15 protein-coding genes are annotated in these 16508 nt (G+C 59.2%); 4 read left to right on the forward strand and 11 right to left on the reverse strand.

The window, feature by feature from the left end; all coding sequences use genetic code 11:
• The first annotated feature begins 145 nt into the window (after positions 1-145).
• Entirely contained in the window at positions 146-2074 is a 1929-nt protein-coding gene (locus KHU33_RS05930) for an autotransporter outer membrane beta-barrel domain-containing protein (protein ID WP_211461592.1), read from the forward strand.
• Positions 2075-2139: 65 nt separating this feature from the next.
• Here the strand turns inward: KHU33_RS05930 and KHU33_RS05935 are convergent, their stop codons facing one another.
• The 3 genes from KHU33_RS05935 to KHU33_RS26325 form a co-directional block, all read right to left on the reverse strand.
• Positions 2140-2757, reverse strand: a complete 618-nt coding sequence (locus KHU33_RS05935) for a DUF2242 domain-containing protein (protein WP_230414078.1) — start codon at positions 2755-2757, stop codon at positions 2140-2142.
• Between the two features lie 109 nt (positions 2758-2866).
• The gene (locus tag KHU33_RS05940) at positions 2867-3355 is read right to left on the reverse strand and encodes a metal-dependent hydrolase (protein ID WP_230414079.1); all 489 of its coding nucleotides are present in this window, start codon (positions 3353-3355) and stop codon (positions 2867-2869) included.
• Complete coding sequence (locus KHU33_RS26325; RefSeq protein WP_230414080.1) at positions 3324-3530, reverse strand: metal-dependent hydrolase; 207 nt, start codon at positions 3528-3530, stop codon at positions 3324-3326. The genes KHU33_RS05940 and KHU33_RS26325 overlap by 32 nt, the downstream gene beginning before the upstream one ends.
• A 141-nt stretch (positions 3531-3671) precedes the next feature.
• On the opposite strand from KHU33_RS26325, the gene KHU33_RS05945 reads away from it, so the two are divergent.
• Genes KHU33_RS05945 through selD form a run of 3 tightly spaced genes read left to right on the forward strand, consistent with a single transcriptional unit; the run spans position 3672 to position 6527 of the window.
• The gene (locus tag KHU33_RS05945; protein WP_230414081.1) at positions 3672-4289 is read left to right on the forward strand and encodes a TetR/AcrR family transcriptional regulator; all 618 of its coding nucleotides are present in this window, start codon (positions 3672-3674) and stop codon (positions 4287-4289) included.
• A 58-nt stretch (positions 4290-4347) separates the two neighbouring features.
• Positions 4348-5409, forward strand: a complete 1062-nt coding sequence (mnmH, locus tag KHU33_RS05950) for a tRNA 2-selenouridine(34) synthase MnmH (protein ID WP_211461594.1) — start codon at positions 4348-4350, stop codon at positions 5407-5409.
• Positions 5410-5468: 59 nt separating this feature from the next.
• A complete protein-coding gene (selD, locus tag KHU33_RS05955; RefSeq protein ID WP_211461595.1) occupies positions 5469-6527 on the forward strand; it encodes a selenide, water dikinase SelD in 1059 nt (352 codons plus the stop codon).
• Between the two features lie 30 nt (positions 6528-6557).
• Here the strand turns inward: selD and KHU33_RS05960 are convergent, their stop codons facing one another.
• The 8 genes from KHU33_RS05960 to KHU33_RS05995 form a co-directional block, all read right to left on the reverse strand.
• The gene (locus tag KHU33_RS05960) at positions 6558-7988 is read right to left on the reverse strand and encodes a PepSY-associated TM helix domain-containing protein (RefSeq protein WP_211461596.1); all 1431 of its coding nucleotides are present in this window, start codon (positions 7986-7988) and stop codon (positions 6558-6560) included.
• Between the two features lie 58 nt (positions 7989-8046).
• Entirely contained in the window at positions 8047-10422 is a 2376-nt protein-coding gene (locus KHU33_RS05965) for a TonB-dependent receptor (RefSeq protein WP_230414082.1), read from the reverse strand.
• Between the two features lie 87 nt (positions 10423-10509).
• Positions 10510-10896, reverse strand: coding sequence for a DUF2946 domain-containing protein (locus KHU33_RS05970; RefSeq protein WP_211461597.1), 387 nt, complete (start codon positions 10894-10896; stop codon positions 10510-10512).
• Positions 10897-11007: 111 nt separating this feature from the next.
• On the reverse strand, positions 11008-11895 hold the full coding sequence (locus KHU33_RS05975; protein ID WP_211461598.1) for a DUF6999 family protein: 888 nt from the start codon (positions 11893-11895) through the stop codon (positions 11008-11010).
• Positions 11896-11911: 16 nt separating this feature from the next.
• Positions 11912-13798 carry an iron-containing redox enzyme family protein gene (locus tag KHU33_RS05980; RefSeq protein WP_211461599.1) on the reverse strand — a complete coding sequence of 629 codons (1887 nt, stop codon included), beginning with the start codon at positions 13796-13798 and terminating at the stop codon, positions 11912-11914.
• Entirely contained in the window at positions 13788-14663 is an 876-nt protein-coding gene (locus tag KHU33_RS05985) for a fatty acid desaturase (protein ID WP_230414083.1), read from the reverse strand. The genes KHU33_RS05980 and KHU33_RS05985 overlap by 11 nt, the downstream gene beginning before the upstream one ends.
• A complete protein-coding gene (locus tag KHU33_RS05990) occupies positions 14653-15432 on the reverse strand; it encodes a sterol desaturase family protein (RefSeq protein WP_230414084.1) in 780 nt (259 codons plus the stop codon). Before KHU33_RS05990 ends, KHU33_RS05985 begins: the two co-directional genes overlap by 11 nt.
• Positions 15433-15651: 219 nt before the next feature.
• A complete protein-coding gene (locus tag KHU33_RS05995; RefSeq protein ID WP_211461601.1) occupies positions 15652-16332 on the reverse strand; it encodes a GntR family transcriptional regulator in 681 nt (226 codons plus the stop codon).
• Between the last annotated feature and the right edge of the window lie 176 nt (positions 16333-16508).

Here is a 16508-nt window from a genome sequence, read left to right on the forward strand (position 1 = left end):
TTAGCAATGCGTTTGGTGATGCTTGGTGATAAGTACGCGACGCCGCCGAATTTCGAAGGTTCTGTCTATGCAGTTTAATTGACAATGGTGTCGGCGTGGAATATGTTGACGGCACAACATCTATAAATAGAAGAAGGAGACACAATTGCAACTATCTTTATCCAAATTCCGCCTGCGCCCTATGGTTCACGCATTGACGGTGGTGACGCGCACCGTGGCAGTATTCGGCGCAGGGTTTGTGATTTGCGCGCCGGCAAGCGCCGCGAATTTTTCCCAGGCGGTGATTTTCGGCGACTCGTTGACCGATAGCGGATATTTTACCGGCGTCGGCAAGCAGCCTTCGGCTACCACTAACCCTGATCCGGTCTGGGCACAAATCCTGGCACACAAATACGGCACTGCTGCCAATCCCGCCGCGGTGCTGACGCCGACCGGCGTACAGGCTGCCGGCGGTACCGACTTTGCTGTCGCCGGCGCCCGTGTCACCAACCAGAACGGTTTCCCCGACGCTGCCACAGCGCCCTTGATACCGACCGTCACCAGCCAGGTCCAGGGTTATCTGGCCGCCAATCCGAAACTGGACAGCAAGGGCTTGTATGCTGTCTGGGCTGGCGCCAACGATGTGTTCGGCTATACCCTGTCGAATCTCGCCGGTTTGCTGAATCCGGCGACGCAGACTGCCACCGCGGCGCAGGTGATTCAACAAGTAACCGGCGAGGCCGGCAATGTGGTCGGCCTGGTCAAGCAATTGCAGCAAGCCGGCGCCGGCACTGTGATCGTGATCAATTTGCCGGATATCGGTCGCACCCCGCAGGGATCGTCGAATCCGGCCTTGGGTTCCTTGTGGACGGCGGCTTCAACCAGTTTCAACGCCAATCTGAACAGCGGCTTGAGCGGCCTTGGAGGCAATATCGTCGCCCTCAACGCCTTTGGCCTGCTGCGTGAAGCGATTGCCAATCCCGGTTTGTACGGCTTCACCAACGTCACCGCGCCGGCTTGCACCACCAGTTCTTCTTCGACCTGCACCACGTCGACCCTGGTGGCGCCGAATGCCAATAAAACCTATTTGTTTGCCGACGGCGTTCATCCAACCGGCGCCGGCCATGCCATCCTGGCGCAATATATCGTCTCGGTATTGCAGGCTCCCGGCCAGATCGGCATGCTGGCGGAAGCGCCGCTGGCCAGCGCCCAGAGCTTCACTCGGGTGATCGACGATCGCATGCGCCTGACGCCGCGGGCGGGGCAGGTCGAAGCCTATGCGGCCTATGATAATACGCATCAAAGCCTGGATCACAACGGCAATAATCCCGGCCTGGACGGTTCCTCCAACAGCTTGTCGGTTGGCGCCGACTATGCGCTCAATCAGAATGTCACGGTCGGCGGCGCTTTCGGTTTCGCCCATAACCGGGCGCATTTTGGCGCCAATACCGGCGGCTTCAAGCTGGACCAGGCCATGCTCTCGGCCTACACCCAATACCGCGACGGCGCCTGGGCTCTCAACGCGCTGGGGATGATCGGCTCGCTGCAGTACAAGGACGTTAGCCGCAACGTCGCCTTGGGCGCGGCTACCCGCAGCGAGACTGGCAGCACCAATGGCCATCAGTTCCTGTTGCGCATCGGCGGCCAGTATGACTTCAACCTTGGCGCAATGGTGCTGAGCCCGGTCGCCAACCTAACCTGGCAACAGGTCCATGTCGGCGGCTACATGGAAAACGGCAATGACAGCACAGCCATGAATTTCCAGTCGCAACGGCGCAACTCGCTGGTCTCCAGCCTGGGGGCGCAAGTCAGCAGCAAGCTGGTGCTGGGCACATATACGGTGCAGCCGTTTGCCAAGCTGGCATGGGAAAAGGAGTATGACAACAGCGAGCGCGATGTGCGCGCCAATGTGGTCGGCATGGCCGGCAGCTTCGGTTTGCCTGCATACCAGGGGCCTTCCAACAGCGCCCGTCTGGATCTCGGCGCCAGCATTGCACTGGCGACGGACTTCAGTGCTTACGCCAGTTACAGCGGCCAGTTCGCCGGCGGCAACAAGAGCAATTCCTTCCAGATCGGCTTGAAAAAAGCGTTTTAAGCGACATCCTGAAACGCGGAACAGAGCTTGCAGGCTGCACTAGCGGCCTTTTTCTTGCACAGCGTTTATTCGGGCGCTTTGGCCGACGGCTTGACCGGCAACGCCGGCTTGTCGTCGAGATCCACCGCAGGCAAGCCGGTGTCGAGACCCAGGTAATGTTCAATCAGGCCGAAGAAACGATCATAGAATTGCCCGGCTGGAATGGTTTCACTGGCAACCTTGACCAGCGAATCGGAGGTGCTGCCGATGGGCATCGAGACCGAACCCAGCACGCTCAGGCCGACGCTGGCAGAGTTGTTGGTTTTCTTGAGCGCGTACCGATCCTGGGTGGCGCTGACAAACAGCGTGGTGCTTTTGCCTTGGCCGTCGTTGGGGGCGCACACCACATGGAATTCGATCTCGACGTGGACATCGCTTTCCGGCTGGAAGTGCTTGTGGCCATCGACCATATCGGCCTTGGCTTGCTTGATGATGTAACCCTGGCTCAGCAAGGTGCGGCGCGCCGCTTCGCAGGTGGCAGGAGCGGAGGTGGCAAAGTCATGGGAAAAAGTGCTGGTTTCGCTGAATTCCTCGCCTTGATAGACCGCCGGCTTGGTGGTCGAGCAGGCGCCAAGGGCGCCCGCCATCAACGCAATCACGAAAGCCGGCAGCGAGGCGCGAGAAAAGCTGTACATCCTGGACATAAACGAAACTCCTTGATTCGACTAATTTCAAACGGCGGCTGCATTTTAGACTATGCGCCCGCAATATTCAGTCGATTCGACAGAAGTTCAGGAGTTTCGTTGCAGCCGATCAAGCTGCTTTTGGCCCGCGCACGATCGCGTACCGGGCTGAATTGCTGGCAAGCCACCGTTCGGCCAGCTCCCGGTTGTCATGCTGCCATGGATGAAAGTCGCGTTTCAGGTAACTGAGCAGAGGACCGACCGTGAGCCAGACCAGGCCGTAGCGGCCAAAAAAGAAACGCGCCGCATCAATCCAGGTGCTGGGTTTGAACAAAACCCGGTCATGCCAGAGATTGTTGATGGTTTGCCTGGTTGCCATCACGCTAAAGCGCAGCATGGCAAAACCGTAGCAGCGCACCCGCGTCTTGTAGCTGCCGCCCAGTGTGCGATACAGGTCGAAGGCAACTGCCTTGTGTTCGGTTTCTTCCACCGCATGCCAGTTCCACAGCGTCTGCAGCATCGGCTCCGATCCCGCCATCACTTCGGGGTGGCGCAAGGTCCGATCGGCCAGCACTGCGGTGGCGTGTTCAAAGGCGGCAGTAACGGCCAGCCTGCTCAAGGCCGGGATATTGCGCTGGCGTCCCAGTTAAGTCTTGTTCGCCGACCGGAAAGCTCATCGACAAGGCATTGAAAAATTGCGTGCGGAAGGCTTTGCCAGCCAGCCAGTGGCGCGGAAAGCCCTGCGACAGATCGACCAGTAGTTTTCTTACCATCAGGGGATTGGATGTGTTCACGGATTGCCTTTGCGGAATGACGTTATGCAATAACGATAGAAGCACTATACTGAGCTTTATTCAGTTTTAAACTCGCAAGTTGCTCAGTTTTTGACAGGTGTCGATATGACCAGGCGTAATCCCGCTTCCTCCTCTGAAGTAATGCGAAAACTACCCACCCAGGAACGTGCGCAGCGCACCATAGAGACCATTTTCCAGACTACTGCTCAGATTGTGGAGAGCGAAGGCGAAGCCGGCCTGACCACCAATAAAGTGGCCGAAAAGGCCGGCTTTTCGATAGGCACCTTGTATCAGTATTTCCCCAGCAAGGACGCGATACTGACGGCGCTCATCGCCCGCGAGCGGCGGCGCGTAATGGATGAGCTCGACGCCTTGATGGAAAGCGCCGAGAACCAGGTAGACCAGCTCGATCCGATTTCCCTCCTGCGCCAGTTCATCCGCATCAATATCGAAGGTCTCGGCAGCGGCAGAAGCGCCAAGCGCGCGATGATCCGCTTTGCCTGGCAGCACGATCATCACGAAGACATCACCCAGGCCCTGCGCGAAACGGCGGAGCGGATCGCCATCAGCATGCAGAGAATTCATCACCCCAAGCTGCGGCCGCCGACGCCAGCCATGATGTTCGTGGTTACCCGCGCCGTCATCGGCGCCATCCGCAGCGCTTCGCTGGAAAAGTCGCCGCTGCTGGGCAGCGTTGAATTTGAAGACGAGCTGGTGCGGCTGGCCTGGGGCACGTTGTCGCAGCCGGATGATTTCTGATGGCTAGAGCAACATGGCAAATGCTTATAATGATCAATCCGCCTGACAGAAAACGCGCATGAAATACCCAGCATTGCTTTCTTTTGAAGAAGTCCTTCCGCAACTCCGGCAATTCGACGCCATCATCGATGCCCGCAGCCAGTCTGAATTTGCCGAAGACCACATTCCCGGCGCCATCAACTGCCCGGTGCTGGACGATGCGCAACGGGTGCAGATCGGCACCATGTACAAGCAAGTCAATGCGTTTGAAGCGAAGAAACTCGGCGCGGTGCTGGTCGCCCACAATATTGCATCCCATATCGAGACCCTGTTTCTCAGCAAGCCGCGTGAATGGACACCCTTGATTTACTGCTGGCGCGGCGGCAACCGCAGCGGTTCGATGGCGCACATCATGGCGAAAATCGGCTGGCCGGTAGCGCAGCTCGACGGCGGCTACCGGGAATACCGCAGATACGTCAGCGCCAGCCTGGCCGAACTGCCGCAGCGCTTCAGCTTCAAGGTGATTTGCGGCCCTACCGGCAGCGGCAAGAGCCGTCTGCTGCAAGTGCTGGCGCAGCAGGGCGCACAGGTGCTGGATCTGGAACAGATGGCGGCGCATCGCGGCTCGGTGCTGGGCAATCTGCCGGCCGAACCTCAACCTTCGCAAAAAACCTTCGAGAGCCGTATCTGGGAAGCGTTGCGGCATTTCGATCCGCAGCAGCCGGTATTCATCGAATCCGAAAGCAAGAAGGTCGGCAATCTGCGGGTGCCCGACATGCTGATGGAACGCATGCGCAGCTCGCCCTGTTTTGCGGTCGCGCTTGCGCGCCCGGACCGCGTGCGGCTGCTGTTGGAAGATTATGCGCATTTCATCGCCGCCCCGGCCTTGCTGAATACCCAGCTGGCTTGCCTGACGTATGTTCACGGCCGCGAGAAGGTCGCCTATTGGCAGCAGCTGAATTTGTCCGGCCGCATCGAGGAACTGGTGGATGAGCTATTGCTGAAACACTATGATCCGGCTTATGCGCAATCGATCAAGAGAAATTTCGATCAGTTTTCCGAGGCGCAGATACTTGATCTTCCGGATATTTCAGACGCTACTTTCCAGCGTGCGGCAAGACTGCTGCATCAAAATAAATAAGTCCGGATCGAGCGTATGCTTGCATCCTATCTCTTACCCATATCCACCCGAGGACCCGTATGCCCGATCTCGCTCAAGCAAACATCAAACTGACTTCCTTTTCGCACGGCGGCGGTTGCGGCTGCAAGATCGCGCCCGGCGTGCTGGCGGAAATTCTCAAGAATTCGAGTGGCTTTCCTGTGCCGAAAGAATTGATGGTCGGGATTGAAACCGCCGACGACGCCGCCGTCTACAAGCTGAACGACGAACAGGCGCTGATTGCCACCACCGATTTTTTCATGCCCATAGTCGACGATCCCTATGACTTCGGCCGTATCGCCGCCACCAATGCGATTTCCGATGTGTACGCCATGGGCGGCACGCCGATCATGGCGCTGGCCCTGGTTGGCATGCCTATCGATAAACTGCCGCTGGAAGTCATCGGCAAAATCCTCGAAGGCGGCGCGGCCATCTGCGCCGAGGCCGGCATTCCGATTGCCGGCGGCCATACCATCGATTCGGTTGAGCCGATCTATGGCCTGGTGGTGCTGGGCCTGGTCCATCCCTCCAAAGTCAAGCGCAATGCCGGCGCCAAGGCAGGCGATAAACTCATCCTGGGCAAGCCGATCGGTGTCGGCATTCTGTCGGCAGCGCTGAAAAAAGGCGCGCTGGATAGCGCAGGTTATGCCGCGCTCATCAGCAACACAACCAAACTGAACACGCCGGGCCGTCTGCTGTCGGAACTGGCCGGGGTTAACGCACTGACCGATGTCACCGGGTTTGGATTGCTGGGACATCTGCTGGAGCTGGCGCGGGCCGCGAAGTTGTCGGCCAGGCTTGAAATGGGATTGATCCCCTTGTTACCGCAGGTGCAGCCACTGGCCGAACAGGGATACATCACCGGCGCCTCCGGCCGCAACTGGAACGGCTACGCGCAGGATGTGGTTTTGGCAGAAAACATCACATCGGTACAACGCAGCTTGCTGACCGATCCGCAAACCTCGGGCGGCTTGCTGGTTTCCTGCGATGCGGCTGCGGTGGCGCAGGTACTTGAATTGTTCCGGCGCGAAGGGTTTGCCGAAGCTGCTGTCATCGGTGAAATGACAGCAGGCAGCATCGCCGCAGAAGTTCTGGCCTGAAAAGGTTGGGATGCAAACGATTCAGAAACCTCAAGCCCGGTTTCTGAAAAACAGCGTATCGCCCAGCCATACCGCAATCATCGACACCCCCATCAATGGAAACAGGATGCCGAGGATCGCCATATAACTTTTCCAGCGCCTGATCGACGGCGGCGCTTGCAGCACGCGTTTCGGCGCACCCAGGGAATTCTGCGGGCGGCGCTGCCACCACATCACGAAGCCGGTGACAGCCATTGCCAGCAAGGTTAATGAAATAGCCGCGCAAATCAGCTGGTTCGTCAAGCCGAAGTATTCACCCATATGCAAGGCAACTCCCAGCGTAACCAGCTTGGAGACTGGGTTGTAGTCGGTAAAGCGCAGGTCTTTCATGATCTTGCCGCTGTATTGGTCGATATGCAGCGTGCGTTGCCGATCGAGGTCGGAGCGCAAGAACTCGCCAGCGCCCGGCGCATAGGCTGCGGTAAATACATCCGAACTTTTGCCAGGCAGCGCGAGTTGATAGGTTTGCATGCCGTTGCGCGCCGCGATCGCCGCCACCTGATCGATGCTCAGGGATTGGCGCGGCATGTCCTGCGACATCGGTACCGTGGTTGCGCCGACTGCCCACGGGATGTCGGCAAGCGGCAGGTCCTGCATCTTCATTGGCATATTCGGCATCGAATGATGAGCGTCAGCCGGCGCATCTGTTCCGTGGATGTGCTCGCTTTGCGCCGCTGCCTGTGGCCGCGGCGAGCCGGCCCAGGTCACGACAGCCTGGAAATTCTTGCCCCAGAAGCTGGACCACGGCAAGCCGCTCATGATGAAAAACAGCGCGCCGATCGAGACCCAGACGCCAACCACCAGATGCAGCTCGCGCCAGATAGCCCGCCCGCTCAGGTTAAGGCGGGGCAGCAAGGTGCCCCACACGGAAAACTGCTTGCGCGGCCACCACAAGGCGATGCCGGTGCCGAGCATGATCAAGGTCCAGCAAGCCGCCAGTTCCATCAGCCAGCCGCCCCATTTCCCCAGCAGCAGATCGCGATGGATTTGCCGCACCTGCTTCATCAACCTGTGTTCCACGCTGAGCGTGCCCAGCACCTGGCCTGTGTACGGATTCACATACACGCTGCTGCTGTCGCCGGACGCCAGACGGAATACCGCTTCGGTGCTGCGTCGCGGGTCCTGGCTGACGGCAATCGCGCTTGCTTTTGCATCCGCCGGCAATGCGGCAGCGGCGATGCCGAGCAGCTTGTCGTAACCAAGCCTTGTCTGCGTGCTGACAGGTACAAATAATTTGTCGCCGTAAAGAACGCTTTCTATTTGCGGTTTGAATACATAGATGGACCCGGTAATCGCCAGCACGATTAAAAAGGGCATCACGAATAAACCGGCATAAAAATGCCAGCGCCACAAGATGCGGTAATTGCGCGATGAGACTGAGCTGCTCTCGTCCGGCGCTGCTTGCTGAAAGACTGTCTGCATGACTGTTCCTTGCTAAAAATGTTGTACGCGGCTTGCTGTCTGAATCTGCTTGAGCCCGTCATAGACTGACTTTGGCTTCCAGATAGAAAGTCCGGCCCGGGTAGGGGTAGTAGACGTAGTAGCGCCGATTGGTCAGGTTGTCGATGCCGATTCCCAGCTCGGTATTTTTGGTCGGCTTGAGCGTCAGTTTGGTGTCGAACACCAGGAAAGAACTGGTGCCGCCGAAAGTATTCGGGTTGCTGTCGGTATTGGTCAGCGTGTTGTATTGCCGCCCGGAATAGCGCCCGGCCAGCATCACGGTGACCTGGTCGTTGATGCGATAGCTGCCGACCAGGTTGCTGCGCCACAAAGGGATGCGATAGAAATTCTTGCTGACGGTCGCCGGATTCTTGCTGTTTTCCAGGATGATCGATCTGGTGTAGCCGACGCTGGCGCTCAGGTCCAGCCCGCGCAGGAAGACGTCTTCGGCGGAGTAGCTGAGTTCTATCCCGCGCGAGCGTACCCGGTCTATGTTCTGGATATTGGTCACATTGGGAAATACCGTCGTGTTGGTCTGGCTGAATAAGGTGTTCTTCACATCATCCTCAAACAAGGACATGCGCAGCATGCCCTTCAATTGCGACCATTCGGCGCTCAGCTCTTTCGCCAGATCGTTTTCCGGCTTGAGATTCGGGTCGTTGTTGACCAGCGTGGAACCGGTCAGGCTACCCTGGAATAGTTCGCTGACGGTCGGGAAGCGGTAGGCGCGACCGGTGGAAAAGCGGATTGTCAGGTCAGAGGAAGCCTTATAGGACAGCGCCGCCTTGGGCGACCAGTAGGACAGGCTGCGGTTGTCGTAACGGCTGTCATAGCGTTGCGCGGAAGTGCCTGTGGCGCGAGCGCCGTCGTAGGCGCGCCAGTTTTCATAGCGCACACCGTAGGTCAGTTTCCAGAGCTGGCTCACTTGCCACGCGTCCTGCGCAAACAGCGCCTGGGTTTTGGTCTTGCCGGCAAAGGCATTGTTGAAACCACCGCCGTCGCTGCGCCAGTTGCTCAGGTTGACGGTAGTATTTTCCAGGAAATAATTATCGTAGTGATAGCCGAAGGTCGGCCAATGGCTGCCGGCGTTGATGGTTGCCGGTTTGTAGTCTGCCGCCAGGTCCAGCGTTTTCCAGCCCGAGCCGTCGCCATAGGTGGCTACGCCGCTGGTATTGCCGGCCAGCCTGCTGCTGGCGGATCTGGCAATGCTCTTTGAAATGTCGAAATACGATGCAATCGCAGCGTAGTTCCAACCGCTGGCGTGACGGGTTTTCAGCGTCAAGCCGTACAGCTGGTTCTCGCTTTCGCTGGCCGCCGGCGCAAAGAAATTGTCTGGCAGCTTGTACTGATAACCGCCGATATTGACCAGGCCCGAATACACGGGATTACCTTTGGCGTCGCGCAAGAAAGTCTGGGTGCTGTTGCTCACCTGCTGGCGCCAGTAGCCGAAAGTGAAGCCGGCTTGCACGGCGGGCGTTATGTCGTAGACGGCCTTGAACTTGAACTGATCCTGCACCGCCCGCTCGGCGCCCTCGGCATTGACGCCGAAGATGGTGGCTGGAGCACCGTTAGGATTGGTGTATTGGTAGGCGCCGCTGACCGGAATCGCGGCCGCAGTTGCAATCTGGGTAGAGCGCAGCTGATTGGCATACACAAGAGGCTGGCCGGCATTGCTAAGGTGGTCTATGCCAAGCAGGAAGGACAGGTCGCCGATCTTGTTGCCGATGGCCGCGGTGCTTTTGTTACCGTCGAAATGACCTTCGACGCCGAACAGGCGGAATTGCTGGCTGAATACCTGCGCCTTGGCCATTGCTTCCAGTCTGGTCGGCATCTTGGTGGTGATCGCAACTGTCGCCCCCATCGAATTGCCCGGGTATAGCGCGGAAAAGGGGCCGTAGATCACATCCACCTGTGCAATATCTTCCGGGGAAACCATAGACCAGCGCGGTGGGAAGCTAAACGTATTGCCGAGAAAATTGCTGAGCAACAGGCCGTCGGCATACACTAGGCCGCGTGCGGTCTGGGAGTTGCCGTTGCCGCGCACCGATATGGTGGCGTTTTCATCGCCGATAAAACGTTTACGAATCGCCATGTTGGGCATGTACTTCAAGGCGTCTTCAGTATTGATGACGTTGAGATTCTCTAGTTGCGCAGCCGTGATCCGTTCGCTGCTGGCGGGCAGGTTGGGATCAAGCACCCGCTTTTCCCTGGCGCCGGTGACTAACACTTCCGGCACCGCGTGCGTGTCCTCTTCTGCCGCCCATGCGCTTTGCGATAGCATGGGCAAGGCGAGCATAAGGAAGAACGGCAGCGGCAGCAGCACCGCGGATAATCCGGATGACTGACGTAACAAATGTGGTGACGACAAGTAGCGGCGCGCTGAAACACTCTCGGTTTGCGCGAGCAAAGCAAGCATAAATTCCCCTGGACTTTAAACGATAAGCGTCCCCGGATTGCAGGCGCAATCGGGGACAGGCGGCGCCTCAGGCGCCGGCAACGGAAATCAGGAAAGCGTCAGGGGAGGCGGGTCGAGCGGATGAGTCTGCCCGCGAAACGGGCGTGGCGGGATGTAGTCGTACAGCGCAAGGCTGGCGTGCGCGAAACTCGCAGCAATCGCCTGCAGTACGCCGAAAGAAGCTGGCGGCGGCGGGCTGTTGGCCAGCAACGTACAGTAGCCGCATGCATTCCAATGATCGGCCTTCGGCGCAGAAGACTTGCCGCTGTCGGCTGGATCGGCATGGATCAGTCCGGCCGAGGTGCAGATGTCGTTGTAGATCTGTATCGTTCCCGCCGCCTTGAGAGACTGGGAAACCGTCGGCATGAGGATATCCAGCCAGATGGCAAACAGGCAGGCCCAGACCACAAGTTTTTGACGGCGGATACGTGACATGGATGACTTACAGGGACGCAAGCATTGCGCAGACAGGATGAAACGGGCCAATTATAGATGATGATTGCCGCACAGACCTGTCACGCCGGACGGCATTTTTTTGTCAATTTTTCATGCGGCCGTTTTGCCGGCTGCCAACTGCGCTTGCTTCATCTCGCTCAGCAGGCAGTGCAGCATCTCGCTCGACAGCCCGTGCAATACAAGGCGGTAGCCGGCGCCGAGGGTGGACATCGGCACCAGCGGATGCTTGTTGTTCAACAGCAGCAGGTGCTGGGGAGAGTTGAGGATGGTGGCCGCATACACTGCCATGGTTTCATCCAGTTGCAGCGAATTGGCGGCGCGCCAGAAATCGTTATCGGTCAGGAACAGCTGGTAGACCGGCGTAAAAATCTCGATCGCGGTCTGCAGGTCGATGAAGTTGAGAGCGCGCTGCGGCATGGCCGCCAGCGCCAGCGGCGGCTCGCTGATCATGCTGAAGTCGACCTCTTGCACCGCCGCCAGGGCCTTGCCTTCGGAGCGCAGCTGCTGGTTGAGCCGGATCACGAAATTGAACAGGTTCAGGTCATGTTTCAAAAACAGCTCGTCGCCCAGGTCGTCGATCGTCAACGGCGTCAGCGGCGTCAGGGCGACGCCGACCGGCGCGTTGCGCTCGATGAATTCGATGATCTGCGCGCCAACGTGGAAGTGGCGCAGTATCAGCCAGTTGGCCTCGGGCGAGACGAATCCTTTCAAGCCCCATACCAGCAGGCGGTGCAGTGTTTTCGAGGCCGACCAGCGCTTCGGCAGGATCGTCTTCAGGATCTGGATCAGGATGATCATCAGCCGCGCCAGCGGCCGTACGAACGGCAGCAGGTACTGGCGCGATGGCGACGCCAGGTCGTGCAGCCAGGCGCTCTTGACCGGATCCGGCAGCGGCGTGCTGCCATCCAGGTAGAGCGCCAGCCAGGGATTGGGATCGCGCGGATCGTGCGCGCGCTGCAGGAAATCGTCGCTTTGCATGGTTTCGGCCCGGTAATTAATCTTGTATATGTTCCAGCTGCATCAGGTACAGCTGCGCGGTGCGCTTGGCGGTGGCGTAGATTGCCTCAGCCGCCTTTGGATCCAGGGCCAGGGTGATCTCCACCGCGGTTAGCCAGCGCGCCAGGTGATGTTCATCGTTGGCGCCGTGGTATTCCAGGAAACGGAATGCCTGCGGCGGCAATGCCACCTGCTGGCGCAGCAAGGGCAGCAGCGCCGGCACGATCCGTTGTCCGGTGCCTTCGATAATGTAGATGGCGCCCAGCAGCCCGACCGGGTTGGAGTTAGAGGCCAAGGCGTGCAGATAGCTGTTGAGCGCTTCGCCGCCGGGATTGCGCTTGAGCGCCTCCAGCGGCAGTTCACCGCCGGCCGCCTGGTAGTCCTGGTATAGGATCTGGAAATCGTTCTGCTCTTCGCCGGCATGGGTAGTGATGAGCTGGCCGAGCGCGGCAAACTCGCCGTTGAGCGAGGTCACGGCTTCGCGCATCCACAAACTGCCTTCCTTCACTTGCGGCACCCACTGCGCGGTCCAGTTGCGGTAGGCGGCGACGTCGAAACGGCCGCTGACCAGGCGATGGATCACGGGGGTGCGCCAGGCTTGCGAACGGTAGTCTTGCCACAGGCTGGCAAGGCGCGTCAGCAGAGGCTGCAGCGGCAGCGGCGCAGCCTCGGGCTGATGCGGGGCGGCGATCGCCGGCGTGGCGGCGCTGGCGCCGGGACTGTCGCCCGCCGCCGCGGCAGACTGCACGGATTCAGGCGCGTTCGCATCTTCCACCTCAAACAGCATGTAGGCGGCAGTGATGCGGCCCGATTCCGGTATGAAGCAGAAAATCTTTTCGCCGGCGTGCAGCGTCTTTTCCTGCAGGAATTCCGCCAGCATGATGAAAATCGACGCCGCGCCGGTATTGCCGCGGGTAGCCAGGTTGCTGTACCAGCGTTCAGGCGGGATGGTGAGCCCTGCTTTGGCCAGCAACTCTTCCACCACCGGCATGAATTTGGCGGAAGAGTAGTGACACAGGAAATGGTCAACCTCTTCAGACTTGATCCATCCTGCTTCCACCAGCTTGACGTACTCGTGGATGCAGACATCGAACAGATGCGGCAGCAGGCGGATATCCTGGCGCAGCGACAGTGCGCCTGCGGCTTCAGCTTCGCCAGAAGAGGCAAAGTCCAGGAATGATTTGCTGCGGTCTTCCGTCAGGCCGAGCTGCATGCAGACCGGATAGTCCCCGGAAAAGCTTTTCTGGTGCACCCATTTGAGCTTGATGCGCAGGCCGTTGCGCGACCGCGGCTGGCGGCTGAACAGCATCGCTCCGGCGCCGTCAGATAGCATCCAGCGCAAGAAGTGCGCGTCGAAATCGCTCTGGTAGCCGCGCGGAGCAAAGCGGCTGCGCTTGAACATGCGCGACGGCATTTCGGCGGCGACCGCCAGCGCCAGCTGGTGAGTGCCGAGTTCTATCGCCTGCGCGGCAAATTCTATGGCGCTGACGCCGGCCGCGCACACGCCTTGGCTGGACAGGGTTTGCATGGGCGGTGCGCCCAGTTCGCCCTGGATCATGTTGGCAAAGCCTGGCATCAGGGCGTCGCCGCCGGAAGATCCTACGCTCAGCAAGGAAACCTGGTCTAGCGTGGTATCGATCTGCCGCAGGCAGTCGCGGATGGCGCCGGCCGCCAGCTGGGCGTGGCTTTGCCCGGTATTGCCATCGGCGTCGATGGCATAGTGTCGCGTCCGTATGCCATTCTCGGCCAGGATGCGCTGCTTGATGCGGGCAGAGATGCGGTTGATCGGAGCGATATAGCGATCCATGTCGTCGTTGCCGACGGGTGCGCCGGGCAGGTGGAATCCTGCGGCGGCGAGATATACGCGGTTGAACTCAGTTGGCATTTTTCTTCCCTGGCTGCATAAGGCTGCGGCTGGCCCGGTGCGGCAGCAGCAGACTCAAAATGAAAGTACGGAACATATAAGGCAGTAACGGTCCTGCATTCAGTTGCGGATGCACCAGGTGGCGGTAGCGCTGGTGCAGGGCGGACAATTGCGTCCAGTGCGCACGCGGATGGCGATGGTGCGCCGTATGCAAGCCGATATTGAATAGCAGCGGATTGACCAGGCCCTCGAAATTGCGGGCGAAGTCGGTCGGCGAATCGCCGTCCGCATGCGCATGCTGCAGATAGTTGGTGGCCAGCAGCCAGTGCAAGCCGTGCAGCTGAGGCAGCAGCACCAGCAGCAGGAATTTGTGCCAGTCGAGCCAGGCCAGCAGCATCCACAGCAAAGCCACTGCGAGGTATTGACGCAGGAAGTAACGGAATACGCCGGCATGGCGCCTGCGCATGCGCAGCAGCCAGCGCCATATCAGGGGATACAGGGCAAGCGCGGCCTGCACCGGATGCAGCAGGTAACCGAGCAGATGGTTGGTGTCGCCGCCGAAACGGTAAGTGCGCGCCACGTCCAGCGGGCCGTGGCGGTTGCGGTGATGGTTGCCGTTGTGCGCCGGATAGAAGACGAAAGTGGGATGGCCTTGCAGCAGGGTGATCCAGAAATCGGTGAGGCGGTTGAGTTGCCGCCCGTTCCACATGCGCAAATGGGCGTGGTTGTGATGGATCACGCCTGTGCCTAAGGTCAGGAATAGCAGCAAGCCGTACAGCAGCGCGTTCAGCAGCGACAGTTCCGGATGGCGCCAAAGATAGGCTGCCAGCAGCGGCAAGGCAATGAGATACGCCAGGCTTTGCCAGTCGCGGCGGTTACGCAGCATTCTGCTTCTCGTCCGGTTTCGCACCGCGGGCAATCCTGGCTTCCGCCGCATCGGGCGCCAGTTCGGTGGCAAACAGCCGGTCCATGAACGGGAACATGAAGCCGTAATTGCCGTGGTAGCAGGCGTGGTGCAAATGATGGCGGCGCGCGCCGTTGAGCCACCAGCGGTCGCGGTCGGCGTCGGGCAGGTAATCGTAGTTGGAATGGCCGATGTTGTTGAACACGATGCTGAAAACCGGCACGAAGGCCAGCGAATAAATGCTGAAATCGTGCAGCAGCATGGGCAGCAGCAGTACATTGCCCAGCATCATGGCTTCCAGCGGCGTGAAGCTGTAGCAAGTCCATGGCGTGGTGACCACTGAACGGTGATGCGGCAGGTGAAAACGCTTCAGCCACGAAACATGCAGCAGCCTGTGGCTGAGGTAAAAATGCACTTCATTCCACACCACCATGAACAGGATTTCCAGCGCGATCTGCCAGCCTGATGCTTGCTCGGCCAGCCTGGCCCAGCCGAGCTGCAGCAAGCCCCAGGGGAATACCATGCCGGTGCCGAACAGGAATATGGTGACGGCGGATTCGCCCAGTTCGCGCCGCAGCTGCCGCGGCGCCAGCGGCCGCGGATCGAGCACCCGGCCATAGCCGAAAGCGGGCAGGATGCAGCGGCTGAACAGCCAGTTGATGCTTCCGAAAACAAAATACAGGCAGGCAAAAAATACGATGCCAACGCCCATGATGGTGTGCCACTGGCAAGTCAGGATGAAATCGCGCATGGGATTGAGGCTGCCTTTAAAGTGGCGGGCCGGTTCTTTGACCGGTCTTCATGAATGCATTTCCGATGCCGCCTCGACGCACGCCAGAATTTTGCGATGATATCATATTGGTAATAGAAAAAGGTTGGGAAAGAACAATAAATTTCATCGAAATGCCGGCGCCGGCCGCTTGGCCGGGAACCGCATTTCGCCAGCGGATGGAGCGGCCCTGGCCTGGCCTTACATGTCGACCGGTGGCCTGGCTTCCAGTTGCTGCAGCGACGCGATCAGGTCGACAAAGCGCTGCCCCTGGACCGTGACGTGCTGGCGCAGCAGGTCGGCCGCCAGTTCGCTGTCGCCGGCGATGATGCCTTGCACCACGCCGTCGTGCTCCTGGTATGACACTTTCAGGCGGTCGCGCACCCGCAGCTGCAGCCGCCGGTAAGGCCGCAGCCGGCGATGCAGCGACCGAGCCTGGGTCGCCAGGAAGGCGTTATGGCTGCCTTCATAGATGGCGTCATGGAAGGCTTCGTTCTTGTAGAAATAGGCGTCGGGATCGTGCGCGTCGCGCGCTTCCATGCATGCCTGGTGCGCCGCCAGCAGGCCGGCGTGTTCCTCGCCCGACATCCTGCGCGCCGCCAGACGGCCGCACATGGCTTCGAATTCCGCCATCACCTCGAACATCTCCACCAACTGGCGCGGGCCGATTTCGGCGACCACGGTGCCGCGTCGCGGCCGGGTTACTACGATGCCCATCGAAGCCAGCTGAATCAATGCTTCCCGTATGGGAGTGCGGGATACGCCGAATTTGATTGCCAAGTCGGTCTCGTCAAGATGCTGGCCCGGGCGGAACTCACCAACTGCGATCATTTCTTCGATGGTTTCGCGTAGCGATTCCGAGCGATTTTTTGTCGTGAGCATAATTGGTCCGTTTCTGGGATTATGTGTATTCGAGATTTGATTGTAAGGCGTATTTATTCGTTGACATGAAAATGTTTTATGGAATATTGTGTATACAAGGAAACATAAAAAGAATACATAACATCTATCTTCGGCAATAACGGCTTGAAAAGTAGCTAAAACCAAAGCGGTAGTTT

It is taken from the genome of Collimonas silvisoli, assembly GCF_018305005.1.
GTDB lineage: Bacteria > Pseudomonadota > Gammaproteobacteria > Burkholderiales > Burkholderiaceae_D > Collimonas > Collimonas silvisoli.

Bases quoted from the DNA above. Each gene is read 5' to 3' on its own strand.
- KHU33_RS05935 (WP_230414078.1), bottom strand. From the start codon at position 2,757: ATGTCCAGGATGTACAGCTTTTCTCGCGCCTCGCTGCCGGCTTTCGTG.
- KHU33_RS05945 (WP_230414081.1), top strand. From the start codon at position 3,672: ATGCGAAAACTACCCACCCAGGAACGTGCGCAGCGCACCATAGAGACC.
- mnmH (WP_211461594.1), top strand. From the start codon at position 4,348: ATGAAATACCCAGCATTGCTTTCTTTTGAAGAAGTCCTTCCGCAACTC.
- selD (WP_211461595.1), top strand. From the start codon at position 5,469: ATGCCCGATCTCGCTCAAGCAAACATCAAACTGACTTCCTTTTCGCAC.
- KHU33_RS05960 (WP_211461596.1), bottom strand. From the start codon at position 7,988: ATGCAGACAGTCTTTCAGCAAGCAGCGCCGGACGAGAGCAGCTCAGTC.
- KHU33_RS05965 (WP_230414082.1), bottom strand. From the start codon at position 10,422: ATGCTTGCTTTGCTCGCGCAAACCGAGAGTGTTTCAGCGCGCCGCTAC.
- KHU33_RS05970 (WP_211461597.1), bottom strand. From the start codon at position 10,896: ATGTCACGTATCCGCCGTCAAAAACTTGTGGTCTGGGCCTGCCTGTTT.
- KHU33_RS05975 (WP_211461598.1), bottom strand. From the start codon at position 11,895: ATGCAAAGCGACGATTTCCTGCAGCGCGCGCACGATCCGCGCGATCCC.
- KHU33_RS05980 (WP_211461599.1), bottom strand. From the start codon at position 13,798: ATGCCAACTGAGTTCAACCGCGTATATCTCGCCGCCGCAGGATTCCAC.
- KHU33_RS05985 (WP_230414083.1), bottom strand. From the start codon at position 14,663: ATGCTGCGTAACCGCCGCGACTGGCAAAGCCTGGCGTATCTCATTGCC.
- KHU33_RS05990 (WP_230414084.1), bottom strand. From the start codon at position 15,432: ATGCGCGATTTCATCCTGACTTGCCAGTGGCACACCATCATGGGCGTT.
- KHU33_RS05995 (WP_211461601.1), bottom strand. From the start codon at position 16,332: ATGCTCACGACAAAAAATCGCTCGGAATCGCTACGCGAAACCATCGAA.